The following is an 18,375-nucleotide window of genomic DNA, read 5'->3' on the forward strand; positions in this document are numbered from 1 at the left end:
GCCGTCGGTGGCAGCCCTGTTCCTCTAGGAGTCCCCGCCGCCCTTCGAGTCCTGGGAGCTGTCGCTCGCCGTGGACGGCGGAGCCGTGCTGGTGATCCGGAAGACGGGATATTTGCGCGCGGCGGCCAGCAGTTCGGCGTCGGTGGACTTCGCGTCCAGTCCCTTGAAGAACGCGCCGACCTCCCAGCCCCACTTCTTCAGATAGGCGCGCAGGATCTCGGGCTTGTCCGCGTCGGCCAGCTCGGTCGCGCGGAAGTGCTCGACGTGACCGCGCTTGTGCAGTTCGCCTCCGCCGGCGGCCCGCATGTTGTGCGTCCACTGGACGTGGCCGCGGGGGGCGACCAGGTAGCGCTCGCCGCCGTACGGGAGCGGGTTGACGGGAGTGTGGCGCCACTCCCCGCTCTTGCGGCCCCGTACGGCGAGGACGCGCGCTCCGGCGATCGTGACGCCGTGCCGGGCCAGCCAGGAGACGGTGGGGTTGAGAACGCGGCGGGTGAGCCGGTCGGGTCTGATGACGTGCGTGGCGGTCATGGCCTGTGTTCCTTCCCGGAAGGGTGAGCGGTTCTCTCTCGTGAGAGCACTGCTCTCCAATAAGAGCAGTGTTACACGACTCGCGCGCGAAAGCCAGAGCAGTGCTCTCGATATTGGTCAGTGCTCCAATAAGCTGGCAGACTGCACCCATGACCAGGATCGAGGGCGTCCGGGAGCGGGCACGCGGCGAGATCACCGCCGCCATCAAGGACGAGGCACGCCGACAGCTCGCCGCAGAAGGTGCGGCCAAGCTCTCCCTGCGCGCGGTCGCGCGGAGTCTCGGCATGGTCTCCTCGGCCCTGTACCGCTACTTCCCGGGGCGCGACGACCTGCTCACCGCCCTGATCACCGACTCCTACGACTCACTCGGCGACGCCGCCGAGACAGCACTCAGGGAGTCCGCCGCGCAGGCCGACTCGTACATCGCCCGCTGGCAGGCCGTCTGCCGCGCCCACCGGGCATGGGCCCTCTCCCATCCGCACGAGTACGCCCTCATCTACGGGTCGCCCGTACCGGGCTACGCCGCCCCTGCCTCGACGACCGTCGCCGCGACACGCGTGGCCCGCCCCCTGGTCACCGTCGCCGCGGACGCGTACGCCGCCCGCGCACTGCGTGTGCCCGGTACTGCCGGGACCGGGCGGCAGGGCCCGGATCCCGCCGCGCCGGGCGTATCCGCCGCCCCGGGGCCCGTCCTGGACGACGCCCGCGAGCTGGCGGAACGCCTCGAGGTCGATCTGCCCGCCGAGGTCGTTGCCGAACTCGTCGCCGCCTGGGCGCAGTTGGCCGGGCTGGTGAGCTTCGAGCTCTTCGGGCAGTTCGAAAACGTTGTCGCGGCCCGGGAGAGGTTCTTCGATCACGCCGTCGTCTCGCTGGCCCGCAACGTGGGCCTCGCCTGAGCCGGTACCGCGGACCCTGCCCCGGCTCACCGGACCGCACCTCCCCAGGGCGGCCAGGTTCCCGGCTACTCCCAGGGGAGTAGCCACGATGCCCGCCGCGGGCTGACTCCGTGGCCGCCCCGCGCGGCTAGCGTTGCGGACACGGACCCCCGCCCGCACCCGCAGCGCCGGACCTCCGGCTCCTGCCGGCCGCTCGCCGGCCCGCTACGGGAGCTGCCCCGCCGTCTCCGCCGGTGCATCGGCGGAGCGTCCGACGGCGTCGCGGGCGGCACGGCACCGGATCCGCACCGGCCCACCGCTGCCACTGCACCGCCCTGGGGGCCGCCCTGGTGGCGCGGCCCCTGGCAGGTTCTGCCGCGCGTCACCTGCCGTGGCTGACGTCGCTGGCAGTGCTCATCATCCGGCAGGCCGGCTCGCCACGGGGCCGCTGCCAACCAGGAAGGTCTGCGGACCCCGCTCGACGTCTACGCCCCGCTGCTGCTGACGGTGGGTCCGCTGTTGCTGCTCGTGCGCTACCGCCATTCCCGCACCGCCGTGTTCGGCACCGCGGCGGCAACGATCATCTACCTCGGCGCCGGATATCCCTATGGGCCCGTGTTCGTCTCGGTGGCCGTCGCCGCCTTCGCCGCAGTCGTCGCGGGCCACCGGTACGCGGCCGTCGCTGCGCTGGGCCTGGTGTGGGCGGGGCATCTGCTCACGGGTTACGCGCTGCGGGAGTGGCTGCCGCCCGCGAACGACCAGCAGCCGGGCTGGCGGTCCGAACTCCTCGTCGCCGCCTGGATCGCGGCCGTTCACGCCGCGGCCGAACTCGCCCGCACGCGGCGTCAGGAGTGGGCGCGGCGCCGCGCCGCGGAGGAGGAGGCCGAGCGCCGCCGCGTGAACGAGGAGCGGCTGCGCATCGCACGCGAACTGCACGACGTGCTCGCGCACAGCATCTCGGTCATCAACGTCCAGGCGGGCGGAGGGCTTGCGCTCCTCGACTCCGACCCCGCGCAGGCCCGCACCGCTCTGACCACCATCAAGAGTGCGAGCAAGGAGGCGCTGGGAGAGGTGCGTCAGGTGCTGGACACGCTGCGCGCCCCCGGCGCCGCCCCGCGCGCGCCCGCGCCCGGCCTCGCCCGCCTGCCGGATCTGACGGCACAGGCCGCGGACGCCGGGCTCCGCGTGACCGTCGAGACGGACGGCGAGGCGAGACCCCTGCCGCCCGGCGCCGACCTCGCGGCCTTCCGCATCGTCCAGGAGGCCCTCACCAACGTCATACGGCACTCCGGCTCCCGCACCGCACATGTGCGGCTGCGCTACGGCCCGGCCGAACTCCGCGTTGACGTCGATGACGAGGGCCCGGCGTCCGAGAGCGGCACCGCGTCCACCACCGGCGGCAACGGCCTGGTCGGGATGCGCGAGCGGGCCGCGGCGCTCGGTGGCAGCGCCGCGGCGGGCCCACGCGATGACGGCGGATTCCGTGTCACCGCCCGACTGCCACTGACAGCCGGCGGTCACGTGACGCCGCCACCAGCGAAGGATTCACCGTGATCCGCGTCCTGCTCGCCGACGACCAGTCGCTGGTACGCGCGGGCTTCCGCGCCCTTCTCGACGCCCAGCCCGGCATCGAGGTGGCCGGAGAGGCGGCCGACGGCGAGGACGCCCTGCGCCTGGTGCGCCAACTCCGCCCGGATCTCGTCCTGATGGACATCAGGCTGCCCGTGCTCGACGGACTCGCCGCCACGCGGATCATCACCGGGGACCCCGAACTGACCGACGTGAAGGTCGTCATGCTGACCACCTTCGAACTGGACGAGTACGTCTTCGAGGCGATCCGCTCCGGCGCCTCAGGCTTCCTCGTCAAGGACACCGAACCCGAGGAACTGGTGCGCGCCGCGCGCGCCGTCGTCGACGGCGACGCGCTCCTGTCACCCGGCGTCACCCGGCGGCTGATCCCCGAGTTCGCCGCCCGTTCCAAGGAGCCCGCCGAGGCCGCCGCGCTCGCCGAACTCACCGAGCGCGAGCGGGAGGTGATGGCGCTCGTCGGCATCGGCCTGTCCAACGAGGAGATCGCCGGACGCCTCGTCGTCTCACCGCTGACCGCCAAGACGCATGTGAGCCGCGCGATGGTCAAGCTCGGCGTTCGCGACCGCGCCCAACTGGTCGTGCTGGCCTACGAGTCGGGGCTGGTGCGCCCAGGCTGGCTCGGCTGAGGGCCGGCGGCACCGGCGCCTTCCCCGTCGTCCGGCCCGGCTGCCTCTTCCACGTACTCGCCCGTGGGGTCGGGGAGTTCCGCACCGTCCTCGTCCTCCGTGTCCGTGGCCAACTGGCCCGACGGGGCACGCATCAGTACGTACAGCACGCGTCCGACGAAGACGGTCGCGGAGGTGCTCCCGGCGAGCATCAGCAAGGTGTGCCCGGCCGATGGGGAGAGCGGCCTGAGGCTGCTGACCAACGCCATGAGCCCGACGAACGCGAGCAAGCACAGCCCGGCCATCACGAGCGCCGTCAGCAGCGCGAAGCCGATCTCCACTGTCTGGGCGTCCCGTTCGGCCTGTGTCCGTGGACCCCTCATCGCTTTCCCCCTCTTGCCCATCTCCCTCCCGGCGGCCGGTCCTCCGCCGGGGTCCGGGGTGTGAGCCCCCTGACGAAGTTCCCTTCCCGGTACGTGCATACGCACACGCGTTCCGGTCCGCGGGTGGTTCCGGGACGAGCGCGAAGCAGTCATGTATGCGCTTCCAACAATTCGGGCCTGCATCCTTTTCGTCCCTTGACCGCCCATGGTCCGGCGGATTGACTTCCCTCCGTCAAGATCCATGTGGGCAGTCGTCAGGCACGTCGAAGGAGACCCGAGTGGCCGGAATCTTCAGCCGTCGCAGCGTGTTCAGGGCATCAGCGGGGGCTGCGGTCCTCGCCTCGGCGACGTCCCTTCCGGCGCTGTCGGCCACCCCGGCCGCCGCCGCTCCGGCAGCCCGGTCAGCGGCGCAGGGCGCCGCGACCCGCTCCGTGCGCCGCGCAACTGCCGCCAAACGCAAGCGTGTCGACGCCAGGACCGAGCGGCGCGTGCGGAAGCTGCTGGAACGCATGACCGTCGAGGAGAAGTTCGGGCAGCTGCAGCAGCTGACCTGGAACCCGGACACCGGCCCGGGGGAGGGCCAGAACGAGAAGGCCCGCGAGGCCGCCGCCGAGGGCCGGCTTGGTTCCGTCCTCAACATCACCGGCGCCAAGGAGTGCAACGAACTCCAGCGCTTCGCCGTGGAGGAGTCACGGCTCGGCATTCCGCTGGTCTTCGGACTCGACGTCATCCACGGCTTCCTGACGACCTTCCCCGTCCCCCTGGCGCAGGGTGCGTCCTTCGACCCCGACGTGGTGACCACCGACGCCGAGGTGAGCGCCCGTGAGGCCGCGTCGTGGGGCGTGCACTGGACGTTCGCGCCGATGGCGGACGTCAGCCGTGAGCCGCGCTGGGGCCGCGTCGCCGAGGGCAGCGGTGAAGACCCGTATCTGACGGCTGAGTTGACCGCGGCGAAGGTGCGCGGCTATCAGGGCGAGGACTACTCGGGAGAGGGCCGGATCGCCGCGTGCGCCAAGCACTTCGTGGGCTACGGCTTCCCCGAGGGCGGCCGGGACTACAACACGGTGGACATCTCCGAGAGGCGGCTGCGGGACATCGCTCTGCCGCCGTTCAAGGCTGCCGTCGATGCGGGCGTGGCCACGCTGATGGCCTCCTTCAACACCGTCAACGGAGTGCCGGCGCATGCCAATCGGCACACCCTGACCGGCATCCTCCACGAGGAGTTCGGCTTCGACGGGTTCGTGGTCGGCGACTACAACGGGGTGCAGGAGCTGATCCCGCACGGGGTCGCCGCCGACGACGCGGATGCCGCGGCTCTCGCCCTGGGCGCGGGAGTCGACATGGAGATGGTCAGCACGACCTACGCCGACAACGGCGAGGAACTGCTGAAGTCCGGGCGCATCGAGCAGCAGCGGCTGGACGATGCCGTCACACGCATTCTCCGCATCAAGGTGCGACTCGGCCTCTTCGAGAACCCCTACACCGACGAGGACGGGGAGATCGCCAAGCCGACCAAGGAGACGCGCAAGCACGCCCGCGAGGCCGCGGCCCGCTGCGCCGTGCTGCTGAAGAACGACGACCACACGCTCCCGCTGGGCAAGGACACCTCGTCGATCGCCGTGATCGGCCCCCTCGGTGACGACACGCAGGAGCTGCACGGCACTTGGGCCGGGCCGGGGGCGGGGAGGTTCCCGGCCGTCTCTGTGCTGGAGGGCGTGAAGAAGGCCGCGCCCGACGCCAAGGTGACCTTCGCCCGCGGATGCGACGTCACCGGCTCGGACACCGGTGGTTTCAAGGAGGCCGAGGCGGCGGCCCGGGCCGCGGACGCCGTCGTCGTGGTCGTCGGTGAGAAGGCGAGCCACAGCGGAGAGGCCGCGTCCCGAAGTGACATCACGCTCCCCGGCGTCCAGGAGGAGCTGATCCGGCGGGTGGCCGGGGCCGGCAAGCCGTTCGTCGTCGTGGTCCTCGCGGGACGGCCGCTGGTGCTGTCCGGCGTCGTCGAGCACGCACCCGCGATCCTCGAGGGCTGGCATCCCGGCCTGGAGGGCGGCAACGCCGTCGCGGACGTGCTCTTCGGCAAGGTCAACCCCGGAGGCAAGCTGCCGGCCACCTTCCCCCGCGCCGTGGGAGCGATCGCCGAGTACTGCGCGCACGAGAACACCGGCCGTCCCTACGACGCGGACAACAAGTACACCTCCAAGTACCTCGACCTGGAGCACGGTCCGCTCTTCCCCTTCGGGCACGGACTGAGCTACACCACGTTCGCCTGCTCACAGCTGCGGCTGAGCGAGAAGAGCGTCAGCGCGCAGGCCGTACGGGACGGCGGGGCAAAGGTCCGCGCGACGGTGAAGGTCGAGAACACCGGCCGCCGCGCCGGTGACGAGGTCGTGCAGCTCTACGTCCACGACAGGGTTGCCAGCCTGGCCCAGCCCGTGCGGAGGCTGCGCGGCTTCGAGAGGGTCACGCTCGAAGCCGGCGAGAGCCGTACGGTCTCCTTCGATCTCGGCGCCGACGACCTCGGGTTCCACACCAACGACCCGAAGGGTGAACTCCTCGTCGAGCCGGGCGAGTTCGGGATCTACGCGGGCGGCAGTTCGGAGGCGGAGCAGAACACCACGCTCACGCTCACCTGAGGGTGTCCGTGACCGCGCCGGAGGGGCAGACGCCTCTCGTGTCATTCCCCTCCGGCATCCGGCGTGGTGTCCGCGCACCGGGCCACGACTGCGGCGACCACTGCGAGCGCCGCGACGGTGGTGAGGGCTGCTGTCAGCGAGAACCACTCGGCCAGGAACCCGATGGCGACGGGACCGATCAGCATCCCGCCGTAGCCGAGGGTGGATGCCGCGGCAACACCGCCCGGTCCCGCGAGAGCTCCCGCCCGGGCGACCGCCACGGGGAAGAGGTTGGCCAGTCCCAGCCCGGTGATCACGAAGCCGGTGAGGACGAGCCAGACCTCCGGCGCCAGCGCCCCCAGCAGCATGCCGGCGCCGGCGGTGATCCCGCCCGCCGTCAACAGGCGGGTCCGGCCGAGGCGTTCGAGCATCCACGTCCCGGTGAGGCGGCCCGCGGTCATGGCGAGCGCGAAGACCGAGTAGCCGGCGGCGGCCGTGCCCGGACCGGCGTCCAGGTCCTCCGTGAGGTGCAGGGCGCTCCAGTCGGCGAGCGCGCCTTCCCCGTAGGCGGTGCACAGCGCGATCAGCCCGAGGACGACGACGAGCCGCCGCGTACGGCCGGTCATCCGGCGGGAGTCCTTGCCGTCCGCGTCCTTCGGGCCGGTGGACGTCGGCGCCCCCTCGGCGGCGAAGGGAGCGCGGTGCGCGAGCAGTACCCGCCCGGCCAGGGCCGTGACCAGCAGCCCGACGGCGGCGAGGATCAGCAGGTGACGGGTCGGTGTCAGCTGACCCGCCACCAGCCCGCCCACGCCCGCACCGGCCATTCCCCCGAGACTGAACGCGGCGTGGAATCCGGGCATGACGGGGCGTCCCAGTGCGGCGATCAGATCGACGGCCGCGGCGTTCATCGCAACGTTCAGACCGCCGTAGGCTGCACCGAACACGAGCAGGACGAGACCGAGGGACAGGGCGGAGTGGGTCAGCGGCGGCAGTGCGGCACTGAGCGAGAACAGCGCTCCCGACACGACGGTGACGGCGTGGTTGCCGAAGCGGTGGCACAGTCGTCCGGTGAGCATCATCGTGATCACGCCGCCCGCGGAGACTCCCAGGAGCGCCAGCCCGAGCGCGCCGGGGGAGGCGCCCGTCTGTGCCTTGACGGCGGGGATGCGTACCACCCAGCCGGCGAAGACGAAGCCGTCGAGCGCGAAGAAGACCGTGATCGCGATGCGGAGACGGCGCAGGCCGGGGCGCGGGGGGGCGGCGTCGCCGTGACCGCCGGGCCGCGTTGCTCCGGCAAGCGCCGACCGTATTTTGTTCAGTGTCGGCACAAAGCGAGAATAGAGGTGTGACCCCGACGCGTACAAGCAAATTGGAGCGAGGCCGAGGCGCTCTCGGTCCGGCACTGGAAATCGTCCACACCGGCAGGGCGCCCACGCGTGCCGCGCTCACCGCCGAACTCGGCGTGACACGGGCCACCGCGGGAGCCGTCGCCGCCGAGCTGGAGTCACTCGGCCTGATCACGGTCGACTCCCGGCCGGGTGCGGCCTCCGGGACACAGGGACGCCCCTCGCACCGGCTCGCGGTCGACCCCGAGGGCCCCGTCGTGCTGGCCGCACAGGTGCACGCCGACGGATTCCGGGCCGCGCTCGTCGGACTCGGGGGCCGGATCGTCGCCACGGCACCGGGCTGCGGGACGGTGGCGGCGGACCCGGCGCAGATCCTCGGCGAGGTCGTCGACGCGGGCGCCCGCCTCCTGGAGAGCACCGGGCGCCGCTGCGTCGGAGCGGGCCTGGCCGTTCCCTCCGCCGTCGCCGAACCGGAGGGGACGGCGATCAACCCGCTGCACCTCGCCTGGGAAGTCGGCGCCCCGGTACGGGAGATCTTCACCCGCGCGCTGGAGGAGGCGCGCATCGGTGGTCCTCCCGGCGACGCCACCGCGACCGGCTTCGCCGCCAACGACATCAACCTCGCCGCCCTCGCCGAACACCGGCACGGCGCCGGCCGCGGGGCGCAGCATCTGCTCGTCGTGGGCACGGGGCACCGAGGCGTCGGCGGCGCGCTCGTTCTGGACGGGCGCCTGCACACGGGGAGTTCGGGCCTCGCACTGGAGGTCGGGCATCTGACCGTCGACCCCGACGGGCGCCCCTGCCACTGCGGCAGCCGCGGCTGCCTGGACGTCGAGACGGACCCGCTTGCCTTCGTGGAGGCAGCCGGGCGCGAACCCGGCCCCGAGGTCTCCCTCCTGGAGCGCTCCCAGCAGATGATCAACACCGAGTACGACAATGACCCCGCCGTGCGGACGGCGGTCGAGACGCTCATCGACCGGCTGGGGCTGGGCCTCGCCGGACTCGTCAACATCCTGAATCCGGACCGGATCATCCTCGGCGGTCTGCACCGCACACTTCTGGAGACCGACGGCGAACGCCTGCGCGCGGTGATCGCCGACCGCAGTCTGTGGGGCAGAAGCGGAAGCGTGCCGGTGCTGCCCAGCTCACTGGAGCACAACAGCCTCGTGGGCGCCGCCGAACTGGCGTGGCAGCCCGTTCTCGACGACCCGCTGGGGGCACTGACAGGATGACGACGGTGCAGATCAGAGCCGCCGCCGAAAGGGATCTGAGGCGTCTTCAGCAGATCGAGACGGCAGCAGGAGGCCTCTTCCGTGAACTCGGCATGGACCGGGTCGCCGACGACGTCCCGCCGCCGCTCCCCGCGCTGCGCCGCTACGCGCACTCCGGCGGGCTGTGGGTCGCGGTGGACGACAGTCAGGACGGGGCGGCTCCCGAGGACGAGCCGGTGGCCTACGTGATGACCGAACTCGTCGACGGCAACGTCCACATCGAGCAGGTGTCGGTCCATCCCCGCAGTGCGCACCGCCGCATAGGACGGGCGCTGATCGACCACGTGGCCCGCAAGGCGGAGGCCGCCGGGGTGCCCGCCCTGACCCTGTGCACCTTCGCCGATGTGCCGTGGAACGCCCCCTACTACGAGCGTTGCGGCTTCCGCGTGCTGGCCGGGTACGAACTGACACCGGGGCTGCACAGCATCCGGGCGGAGGAGGCGCGGGCTGGGCTCGACCACTGGCCCCGCGTGTGCATGCGACGCGAACTGGGCGCGGTCTGACGGCTGTTCGGGGCGGGCAGGCACCGGTGGGGGAGACGTCCGCCGTCCGTGCCAGGACGTCGTCAGTTCGTGGCCCGCGGCGCGCACCCGCGCCGGGGGCCGTAGCCTCAGCACGTGACGTCATCCAGCATCGCCGCGAGCCGCTACGTCAGCCTCACCACCTTCAAGCGCGACGGGACACCCGTCGCCACCCCGGTCTGGGCCGTCGAGGACGGCGGTGAACTCCTCGTGTGGACCCGCGACGACAGCGGCAAGGTCAAGCGGGTGCGCAACGGCGCCCGCGTCACCGTCACCCCGTGCGACGCCCGCGGCCGTACGACCGAGGGCGCAGAGCCCGCCGAGGGCACCGCGAGGCTGATGACGGAGGAGGGCGGCCTGGACCGGGTGCGCAGGGCGATGACCCGCAAGTACGGCTGGCAGTTCCGTGTCACCGACTCCGGCGGAGCGCTGCTCAGGCTCGGCAAGCGCCCCCACGTCGGGATCGCCGTCACGCTCTGACGCCGCACAGCCGTCGCCCGGCGGCGCCCCGCACCCGCCGGGAGCAGCCGCACGGGCCGCCGGCACTCCCCGGGAGGTTGGGGAGGGGCGGCTGGCCGTACGACGACGCGGACCCCCTGCCACAGCGACTCTCGGTAGCGAAGGAACAGAGAGCGCAAACGCTTCGCGACCAGGGGAGGGGACAGCAAGGAGCAGGGCCGGGGCAAGCACCAAGCCCGCCAGTACTTGATCTTGGTATCCGGTTTGCCGGCGACCGGGCCGAAGCGCCTCGACGCTTCACCGGCGCTGGTTCCCCCACACCGGTTCCGCTCCGGTCCTGAACCGTGAGCAGCTCAGCCGATGCCCGTGCGCCGTACCGGGCTTCGGCGTGAAGAACCGGAGCCCGGTGGGGCAGAGAAGACAGGTGCTCGGAGTCCCAGGGGGCCATCGGACGAGCGCTCGGAGCGTCACGTCCCAAGTAGCAGGTGGAGGCGCTCGGTGGGGTTGTGAAGGGTTTCCTGCCGCCTGGTACGGGAGCAACGGCGGTCTGGGTGTCCCGGGGCGGGCCGCGTCGCCACGTGCCGGTGATGGACGACCAGGACCTGGTGCCGGACCGGTCCGTCCGAACTGATGCCGACGAGGCCAAGTGCCAGGTCCAAGTCAGCCACTTCAGGCTCCGCGGGCACGGCCCCTGAACTGCATGTCAGAGCAAGGGCATTGCAGTATCAGGCCGACTCGCGCACCACGAGCTCCGTCGGCAGGGTGACCTGCTGCCGTTGCACTCCGTGCAGAGTGGCGTCGGTGAGGAAGCGGGCCATTGTCCGGCCCAGTTCCTCCACCGGCTGACGCACTGTCGTCAGGGGCGGGTTGGTGTGGCGGGCCAGGACGGAATCCTCGAATCCGACGACGGCGACATCACCGGGAACCTGGCGTTGATGCCGACGCAGTTCCTCCAGGGCGCCGGCTGCCATGAGGTCGGAAGCGGCGAAGACGGCGTCCAGATCCGGAGCACGTTCAAGAAGCAAACGCATAGCACTGCTGCCGCTCTCCTCCGTGAAATCACCCAGCTCGACGAGGAGTTCGTCCGCGGGCACCCCCGCCTCCTCATGGGCGACGCGCCAGCCGGCGAGTCGACTGCGACCGACGTCCATGTCCAGCGGCCCGGTGATCGTGGCGATCCTTCTCCTGCCGCGGTGCAGCAGGTAACGGACTGCCGCGGCGGAGCCTCCCGCGTTGTCGGAGTCCACGTAACTCAGTTGCTCATCCGCGTCACGTCGGCCGGCCAGCACGGTGGGAAGCCCGATCTCCTCCAGCATGCCCGGCAGCCCGTCGTCGGCATGCACGGAGACGAGGAGGATCCCGTCCACGCGGCGCCCTGTCACCGATTCGATCAGCTGGTCGCGCTCTGCCCGGTCACGGACCAGCATCAGCTGGAGCTGGGTCCGGCTCTCCGCGAGGGCGCCGCTGACACCGCGGATCAGCGCGGCGAAGAACGGTTCCGAACCGAGTCGGCTCTCCGATTCCGGGATCACCAGGGCGACTGCGTTGGTGCGGCTGGTCACCAAGCCGCGGGCGACCGAGTTGGGAACGTAGTTCAGTTCCTTGATCGCCGCCAGAACCCTGGATCGCACGTCGGCACTGACCAGATCCGAGCCATTGACCACACGTGACACCGTGGTCCGGCCCACACCTGCCCGCGCCGCGACCGTCTTGATCGTTGGGCGGCGATTCTCGGTCATGTACTCCCCTCCCTGCCTCCGCGGCAGCAGCCGCGAACGTGACCAGGGACGATACTGGCAGACGCTCCTGTCGATGAGCCCTCGTTCACGTAGGAAAACGAACGCAGGATGTCCGAAGAAGCCGGAAAGTTGCTTTCAACTCATTGACAGGTGATTGCCCTTCCATGAGTCTTCACGCATCGGTGGGAACGTGCCCACTCCAGTGGGTACGTTCCCATCCCTTTCAGGGTCGCTGCAGTCATCGCAGGCAGAACTCGTGACTCCGATGTGTCAGCGTCCGTCGCTAGGAGGAGACCCATGGGCACTCTCGGTTCATTGCGCAGGACGGCGGTGGCGACAGTCGCGGCCGTCGGCGCGCTGACACTCGTCATAGGTTGCGGCAGCGGTGACCACTCGGTCACGGGAGGCAGCAAGAAGGACGGCAAGGTCACCATCACCATGGGCCTCTTCGGTGTGATGGGCATCAAGGAGACGGGCCTTCTCGAGAAGTACGAGAAGGAGCACCCCGACGTCGACATCAAGGCCGAGATCGCCGGCGACGAGCAGACTTACTACACGGCGCTGCAGACCAGGCTTGCCGCCGGGGACGGCCTGAAGGACATCCAGGGCATCGAGGTCGGCAGGGCCAAGGAGATCGTCGATACCCAGTCGGACAAGTTCGCGGACTTCGCCGGCACGGCGGGCATCAAGCACTTCCTGCCATGGAAGGAATCTCAGATCACCACCGCGAACGGCAAGGTGCTGGGCCTGGGCACCGACATCGGCCCGATGGCCATCTGCTATCGCAAGGATTACTTCGAGAAGGCCGGCCTGCCGACCGACCGAGAAGCGGTGGGTGAGCTGTGGGCGGGTGACTGGAAGAAGTACGTCGAGGTCGGCCGCACCTTCAAGAAGGACTACAAGGGCGGCGACGTCGCCTACATGGACGCGGCCAGCGGACTGTTCAATGCGATGGTCTACGGCCACTCCCGGCAGTACTACGACAAAAAGGGCGACCTGATCTACGACAGGAACCCGGTTGTCAAGGAAGCCTGGAACCTTGCCTCCGATGTCGGAGAGGACAACCTGACCGCCAAGCTCCGCCAGTTCCAGCCGGGCTGGGACCCGGGGCTGGCCAACGGCACGTTCGCGACTGCGGTGTGCCCGGCCTGGATGCTCAGCCACATCAGCGAGAAGGCCGGTGAGAAGAACAAGGGCAAGTGGGACGTCGCCAAGGCACCCATGGGTGCCAACTGGGGCGGATCTTTCCTCGGTGTGATCGAAAAGAGCCCGGTGAAGGCGGAAGCCCAGAAGCTCGTGGCGTGGCTGACCGCGGCGGAGCAACAGGCCCACATCTTCAAGGAGATCGGCCCCATCCCGTCCTCGCGGGAAGCGCTGGACCGCGACGATGTGAAGAACACGAAGTCGGAGTACTTCAACAACGCGCCGATCGGCCAGATCTTCGGTGACGCCGCCCAGGAGATCCCGGACGAGCAGGTCCTGGGACGCAAGGACGGCACGATCAAGGACACCTTCACCCAGGGTCTGGCACTTGTCGAGCAGGGCACCTCGCCTGACAAGGCGTGGAAGACGACCTCGGAGCGCATCGAGAAGGCCGTCGGCTGACCCGATGTCTCCTGCAGCGGCCTGGGCCCGTCGGCGTTCCGCCGACGGGCCCGGACTCGGCCTCACCCATCAGCTCTCAGGAAGGAAGTCCGGTGGCCACGTCTATCACCAAGGCCCTGGCCGGCGAGGAGCCTCCGGGACCGTCTCCCAAGACGGGCGGCGACGGCACCGGTCGGCGCCGGCGCGGCGCACTGGTTCACCGGGCGGACCTCAAGGGCGCGCCATACGCGTTCGTCGCGCCGTTCTTCGTCGTCTTCGCCGCGTTCAGTTTTTACCCGCTCATCTATACGGTGTGGATCTCCCTGCACAGGGTGGAACTCGCCACCCTCGACGTCATGCAGTGGGTGGCGTTCGACAACTACGTCGATCTCTGGAGCGACGAACGCTTCTGGAACGCACTGTCGAACACCGTCACCATCGGCATCATCTCCACGGTGCCGCAGCTGCTGATGGCGCTCTGCTTGGCCCATCTGCTCAACTACCGCATGCGCGCGTCGCTGTTCTTCCGCGTCGCCTCGCTGGTCCCTTACGCCACGTCGGTGGCCGCCGCGGCACTCGTGTTCACCATGATCTTCGAGCGGGATTTCGGCATGATCAACTGGGCGCTCGGCTTTGTCGGTATCGACCCGCTGAACTGGGAGACCGGCAAGTGGCCCGCGCAGGCTGCCATTTCGACGATCGTGATCTGGCGCTGGACCGGCTACAACGCGCTGCTGTACCTGGCCGCCATGCAGGCCATCCCCGCCGAGCGGTACGAGGCCGCCTCCATCGATGGGGCGTCGCGGTGGAAGCAGTTCATCCACGTGACCGCTCCCGGGATCCGCTCCACGATCGTCTTCACCATCGTGCTCTCCACGATCGGCGCCACCCAACTCTTCGGTGAGCCACTCATCTTCGGCCAGGGACCGAACGGCGTCACCGGCGGAGCGGACAACCAGTACCAGACACTCGGCCTGCTGCTGTACGAGGAGGGCTGGAAGAACTACCAGATGGGCCGCGCGGCAACGGTCGCCTGGGCGATGTGCCTCATTCTCATCCTCGTCTTCGTCATGCAGCGGCTGTTCACGCGCCTGCGCAAACGGGACGTCCTGAACTGGAGTCGCCATGACCACCGATAGCCTCCCGGTGCGGCCGGCCACCCCGATTCGGACCCCCTCCGGTTCGCCAGGCCGCGGCAGCAGCCGGCTGCTGCGGCAGCGCGCCGGCCGCCAGCACCACGCCGGCCCGCTCGCCTACGTCCTTCTCGTCATCATGGCGATTCTGTCGATCTTCCCGCTGTACTGGACGATGGTGGCGGCGTCCACGGACAACACCCGTGTCAGTCAGACTCCGCCGCCGTTCCTGCCCGGCCCCAACCTGTTCGGCAATCTCGCCCGCGCCTGGGACGAGGCGGCCATGGGCAAGGCCATGATCAACAGCCTGATCGTGGCCGAGGTGGTCGCGCTGTCCACGGTGATGTTCGCGACCCTCGCGGGCTTCGCCTTCGCCAAGCTGCGGTTCAAGGGGCGCAACATCCTTCTGATGCTGGTGATCGGCACCATGATGGTGCCGCCCCAACTCGGCGTCGTACCGCTGTTCATGATGATGTCCGAACTCGGGCTGGCACAGCAGCTGCCCGCCGTCATCTTCCCCACGCTGGTGAGCGCGGTCGGGGTGTTCTTCATGCGGCAGTACCTCTCGGAGGCGTTGCCGGACGAGCTGGTCGAGGCCGGGCGCGTCGACGGAGCGCACTCGCTGCGCGTCTTCTGGAGCATCGTGCTTCCGGTGGCGCGGCCCGCGATGGCGGTCCTGTTCATGATCACGTTCGTGCACGCCTGGAACGACTTCTTCTGGCCCTTCGTGGTCCTCGACATGACCAACCCCACCGTCCCCGTCGCCCTCACCCAGCTCAGTGCCGGCTACGTCCGCGATCAGTCACTCATCATGGCGGGTGCGCTGCTCGGCACGCTCCCGCTGCTGGCGATGTTCATCGTCTTCGGCCGCCAGATTGTCAGCGGCATCATGGCCGGCGCCGTCAAGGGCTGACCCCAAGCACCGGCCCGGCTCGAGGCCCCGCCGGCTCTTCCTGTACCTGTGTCGTTCGCGAGCCCGTGAACGACCCCGTCTTCGAGAGGACCCACGTGGTCACCGCACAGCAGCCCGAATCCACCCCGGACACCGCACGCGTCTTTCCCGAGGGCTTCATCTGGGGCTCCGCGACGGCTTCCTACCAGGTCGAGGGAGCCGCCACCGAGAACGGCCGTACGCCGTCCATCTGGGACACTTATGCCCGCACACCCGGCCGGATCCGCAACGGCGACACCGGTGACATCGCCACCGACCACTACCACCGCTGGCGCGAGGACGTCGCCCTCATGTCCGAACTGGGCCTGGGCGCCTACCGCTTCTCCCTTTCCTGGCCCCGGATCCAGCCCACCGGCCGCGGCCCCGCCGTCCAGAAGGGCCTGGACTTCTACCGTCGTCTCGTCGATGAGCTGCTGGACAGGGGCATCCAGCCCGTCGCCACCCTCTACCACTGGGACCTTCCGCAGGAACTCGAGGCCGCCGGCGGCTGGCCGGAGCGTGCCACGGCCGAACGGTTCGCCGAGTACACCGCTCTTGCCGCAGACGCCTTGGGGGACCGGGTGAAGACCTGGATCACTCTGAACGAGCCGTGGTGCAGCGCCTTCCTCGGCTATGGGTCCGGTGTGCACGCACCCGGCCGCACCGATCCGGTCGCCGCCCTGCGTGCCGCCCACCACCTCAACCTGGGCCACGGCCTGGCCATCCAGGCACTGCGCGGCCGCCTTCCTGCCGACGCCCAGTGCTCGGTCACGCTCAACATCCACCACGTGCGACCACTCACCGGCAGCGACGCCGACGCCGACGCGGTCCGCAGGATCGACGCGCTGGCCAACCGGGTCTTCACCGGTCCGATGCTGGAAGGTGCCTATCCGGTGGACCTGGTGAAGGACACCGGTGCCCTGACCGACTGGTCCTTCGTGCGTGACGGCGACCTCCGGCAGATCCAGCAGCCGTTGGACTTCCTGGGTGTCAACTACTACACACCCACCGTCGTCTCCGAGGCCGACGGCAACAGCACACACACCTCGGACGGACACGGCGACAGCGCCCACAGTCCGTGGCCGGGTGCCGACAATGTCGCCTTCCACCAGCCGCCCGGCGACACCACCGCCATGGGCTGGGCCATCGACCCGACCGGCCTGCACGCACTGCTCTGCCGGCTGTCGGTCGACTTCCCGGAGGTGCCGTTGGTCATCACCGAGAACGGTGCGGCCTTCGACGACTACGCCGACCCCTCGGGCCGCGTCGAGGACCCCGCCCGGATCGCCTACGTGCGCGACCACCTGGCCGCCGTCCACAAGGCCATCGCCGATGGCGCAGACGTGCGCGGCTACTTCCTGTGGTCCCTGCTGGACAACTTCGAATGGGCCTACGGCTACAGCAAGCGCTTCGGCACCGTCTACGTGGAGTACCCGACCGGCACCCGCATCCCCAAGGCCAGCGCCCGCTGGTACTCCGAGATCGCCCGCACCGGCATTTTGCACAGCCCCTGATCAACTCGGGTGCGGAGCCCCGGCCGGGTGCCGGACGCCGCTCAGGGATGGGCAGGTGTGCCGGTACCCGAGGACGTCGGGCCCGCGGGCCCCGGCCCGGCCCTCCCGTTCCCCGCCTCACCGCCCGCGCCCGCCGCACCGGCGAGCGCGGGCAGAGCGGCCTCGTCGGGCACGGCGCCGGCGTGGGCCGTTGCCCGCTGGGACGGTGCTCCGAGGGTGACCGGCAGCGTGAACCACACGACCTTGCCCGAACCGTCGTTCTGCGCACGCATGCCCCAGCTGGCGCTCACGGCGGCGATGAGAGCGAGACCCCTGCCGTTGGTCGCGGACGGCTCGGCCGTGCGCACCCGCGGCAGGCGGGGATCGTGGTCCCGCACGGACACCGTCAAGTGATCCCTGCGGAAGACGATCTCGACGGTGCAGTGTTTGTCGGACCCGGTATGGCGGAGGACGTTGGTGAGCAGCTCGGTCACTCCGAGCGCGGCCGCGTCGATGAGCGGTTCCAGACGCCAGTAGCGCAGCTGCGCGGTCACGATCCGGCGCACTTGCCCGATCCGTGAGGGCAGTGCCTGGAACTCCACCGCGCAGTGGGTGCGTGGCCTCCCGGTGGCGCGGGCGGTCACAGCAACGGCTCCACGGACGCACTGGTCAGGGAGCGCACAGTGACATACGAGAGATTTGTGATGAAAGACACACGATAAGGATGAGGCGCTGACCCGTCTCCCGCAACGCGAGCGGGCCCGCCCGCGGGCACCCCGGAACGTCCCGCCTACACACGTACTCCGACGGTGCGTCCCGGCTTCCCGGAGACCTGCATGCCGGGAGATTCCCCGGGTGTACACGCCCCACGCGGCCCTCGCCGTCGTATGCGGCTTCAGGTCCCGAGGATCCCCCGCTCCGCGGCGACCTTGGCGCGCGCCGTGCGCACCGCGTTCAGCAGGCCGGCACGGCGGCCCAGGCCGAACTGCAGCACATAGCGTGTGCCGCTGATGGTCGCCAGCGCGCTGTCCGGCATGCCGTAGCCGCTGATGCGGACCTTGTCGACCGGAGCGCTGTCGATCTCGCTCCCGTAGCTGGTCATCAGCACCAACTGCCCGTCGCGTACCAGGACATGACCCGCGCGTGTGAGTGAGCGAAGCATCCGCCGTATCCGGACCCCGCCCGCGTCGTACTCCGGCTCCGCCACGATCGCCTCCCGCCAGTCCTCGCGGCCCGGGAGCCCCCGGGCCGGCCGCCCCATACCCTGTGTGAAGTGTGCACGCAAGCTGCGGGCTCCACCAG

At 70.1% G+C, this 18,375-nt stretch carries 17 protein-coding genes; 11 read left to right on the plus strand and 6 right to left on the minus strand.

Annotation, left to right across the window (positions count from 1 at the left end):
* Window positions 1-24: 24 nt before the first annotated feature.
* The gene (locus tag I004_RS33900) at window positions 25-531 is read right to left on the minus strand and encodes a nitroreductase/quinone reductase family protein (protein ID WP_051345016.1); all 507 of its coding nucleotides are present in this window, start codon (window positions 529-531) and stop codon (window positions 25-27) included.
* 149 nt (window positions 532-680) lie between these two features.
* Here I004_RS33900 and I004_RS0114160 point away from each other — a divergent pair, with 149 nt between their 5' ends.
* From I004_RS0114160 to I004_RS0114170, 3 genes are all read left to right on the plus strand, one after another.
* Window positions 681-1,427, plus strand: a complete 747-nt coding sequence (locus tag I004_RS0114160) for a TetR/AcrR family transcriptional regulator (RefSeq protein ID WP_028436041.1) — start codon at window positions 681-683, stop codon at window positions 1,425-1,427.
* Between the two features lie 486 nt (window positions 1,428-1,913).
* On the plus strand, window positions 1,914-2,960 hold the full coding sequence (locus I004_RS33905; RefSeq protein WP_486579989.1) for a sensor histidine kinase: 1,047 nt from the start codon (window positions 1,914-1,916) through the stop codon (window positions 2,958-2,960).
* Complete coding sequence (locus I004_RS0114170) at window positions 2,957-3,622, plus strand: response regulator transcription factor (protein WP_028436042.1); 666 nt, start codon at window positions 2,957-2,959, stop codon at window positions 3,620-3,622. Before I004_RS33905 ends, I004_RS0114170 begins: the two co-directional genes overlap by 4 nt.
* Here the strand turns inward: I004_RS0114170 and I004_RS39865 are convergent.
* A complete protein-coding gene (locus I004_RS39865; RefSeq protein WP_051345017.1) occupies window positions 3,583-3,984 on the minus strand; it encodes a DUF6332 family protein in 402 nt (133 codons plus the stop codon). The two genes, I004_RS0114170 and I004_RS39865, sit on opposite strands and share 40 nt — an antisense overlap.
* A 509-nt stretch (window positions 3,985-4,493) precedes the next feature.
* On the opposite strand from I004_RS39865, the gene I004_RS0114180 reads away from it, so the two are divergent.
* Window positions 4,494-6,617 carry a glycoside hydrolase family 3 N-terminal domain-containing protein gene (locus I004_RS0114180; protein WP_051345035.1) on the plus strand — a complete coding sequence of 708 codons (2,124 nt, stop codon included), beginning with the start codon at window positions 4,494-4,496 and terminating at the stop codon, window positions 6,615-6,617.
* Window positions 6,618-6,658: 41 nt separating this feature from the next.
* On the opposite strand, the gene I004_RS0114185 is transcribed toward I004_RS0114180, so the two are convergent.
* Window positions 6,659-7,924 (minus strand): MFS transporter, encoded by a 1,266-nt coding sequence (locus I004_RS0114185; RefSeq protein WP_028436044.1) that lies wholly within the window; start codon window positions 7,922-7,924, stop codon window positions 6,659-6,661.
* Between the two features lie 17 nt (window positions 7,925-7,941).
* Here I004_RS0114185 and I004_RS0114190 point away from each other — a divergent pair, with 17 nt between their 5' ends.
* The 3 genes from I004_RS0114190 (at window position 7,942) to I004_RS0114200 (ending at window position 10,214) form a co-directional block, all read left to right on the plus strand.
* Window positions 7,942-9,174 (plus strand): ROK family protein, encoded by a 1,233-nt coding sequence (locus I004_RS0114190; protein WP_028436045.1) that lies wholly within the window; start codon window positions 7,942-7,944, stop codon window positions 9,172-9,174.
* A 5-nt stretch (window positions 9,175-9,179) separates the two neighbouring features.
* Window positions 9,180-9,716: a GNAT family N-acetyltransferase gene (locus I004_RS0114195; RefSeq protein WP_028436046.1), complete on the plus strand. Its 537-nt coding sequence runs from the start codon at window positions 9,180-9,182 to the stop codon at window positions 9,714-9,716.
* Between the two features lie 114 nt (window positions 9,717-9,830).
* A complete protein-coding gene (locus tag I004_RS0114200) occupies window positions 9,831-10,214 on the plus strand; it encodes a PPOX class F420-dependent oxidoreductase (RefSeq protein ID WP_028436047.1) in 384 nt (127 codons plus the stop codon).
* 704 nt (window positions 10,215-10,918) lie between these two features.
* Here I004_RS0114200 and I004_RS0114210 read toward each other — a convergent pair.
* Complete coding sequence (locus I004_RS0114210; RefSeq protein WP_028436048.1) at window positions 10,919-11,932, minus strand: LacI family DNA-binding transcriptional regulator; 1,014 nt, start codon at window positions 11,930-11,932, stop codon at window positions 10,919-10,921.
* A gap of 297 nt (window positions 11,933-12,229) precedes the next feature.
* On the opposite strand from I004_RS0114210, the gene I004_RS0114215 reads away from it, so the two are divergent.
* From I004_RS0114215 to I004_RS0114230, 4 genes are all read left to right on the plus strand, one after another.
* Window positions 12,230-13,537, plus strand: coding sequence for an extracellular solute-binding protein (locus I004_RS0114215; RefSeq protein ID WP_028436049.1), 1,308 nt, complete (start codon window positions 12,230-12,232; stop codon window positions 13,535-13,537).
* A 92-nt stretch (window positions 13,538-13,629) separates the two neighbouring features.
* Window positions 13,630-14,655: a carbohydrate ABC transporter permease gene (locus tag I004_RS33915; protein WP_051345018.1), complete on the plus strand. Its 1,026-nt coding sequence runs from the start codon at window positions 13,630-13,632 to the stop codon at window positions 14,653-14,655.
* Complete coding sequence (locus tag I004_RS0114225) at window positions 14,642-15,562, plus strand: carbohydrate ABC transporter permease (RefSeq protein ID WP_028436050.1); 921 nt, start codon at window positions 14,642-14,644, stop codon at window positions 15,560-15,562. Before I004_RS33915 ends, I004_RS0114225 begins: the two co-directional genes overlap by 14 nt.
* 95 nt (window positions 15,563-15,657) lie before the next feature.
* Window positions 15,658-17,094 carry a GH1 family beta-glucosidase gene (locus I004_RS0114230; protein WP_028436051.1) on the plus strand — a complete coding sequence of 479 codons (1,437 nt, stop codon included), beginning with the start codon at window positions 15,658-15,660 and terminating at the stop codon, window positions 17,092-17,094.
* Window positions 17,095-17,135: 41 nt separating this feature from the next.
* On the opposite strand, the gene I004_RS33920 is transcribed toward I004_RS0114230, so the two are convergent.
* On the minus strand, window positions 17,136-17,717 hold the full coding sequence (locus I004_RS33920; protein WP_486579990.1) for an ATP-binding protein: 582 nt from the start codon (window positions 17,715-17,717) through the stop codon (window positions 17,136-17,138).
* A 251-nt stretch (window positions 17,718-17,968) separates the two neighbouring features.
* Window positions 17,969-18,280 (minus strand): hypothetical protein, encoded by a 312-nt coding sequence (locus tag I004_RS0114240; protein WP_028436052.1) that lies wholly within the window; start codon window positions 18,278-18,280, stop codon window positions 17,969-17,971.
* Window positions 18,281-18,375: the final 95 nt, after the last annotated feature.

This window comes from Streptomyces sp. TAA486 (genome assembly GCF_000426165.1).

What these genes read in the sequence shown, in the direction of transcription:
- I004_RS0114225 (WP_028436050.1), top strand. Translation starts at nt 14,642, where the DNA reads ATGACCACCGATAGCCTCCCGGTGCGGCCGGCCACCCCGATTCGGACC.
- I004_RS0114215 (WP_028436049.1), top strand. Translation starts at nt 12,230, where the DNA reads ATGGGCACTCTCGGTTCATTGCGCAGGACGGCGGTGGCGACAGTCGCG.
- I004_RS39865 (WP_051345017.1), bottom strand. Translation starts at nt 3,984, where the DNA reads ATGAGGGGTCCACGGACACAGGCCGAACGGGACGCCCAGACAGTGGAG.
- I004_RS0114210 (WP_028436048.1), bottom strand. Translation starts at nt 11,932, where the DNA reads ATGACCGAGAATCGCCGCCCAACGATCAAGACGGTCGCGGCGCGGGCA.
- I004_RS0114160 (WP_028436041.1), top strand. Translation starts at nt 681, where the DNA reads ATGACCAGGATCGAGGGCGTCCGGGAGCGGGCACGCGGCGAGATCACC.
- I004_RS0114180 (WP_051345035.1), top strand. Translation starts at nt 4,494, where the DNA reads ATGACCGTCGAGGAGAAGTTCGGGCAGCTGCAGCAGCTGACCTGGAAC.
- I004_RS33900 (WP_051345016.1), bottom strand. Translation starts at nt 531, where the DNA reads ATGACCGCCACGCACGTCATCAGACCCGACCGGCTCACCCGCCGCGTT.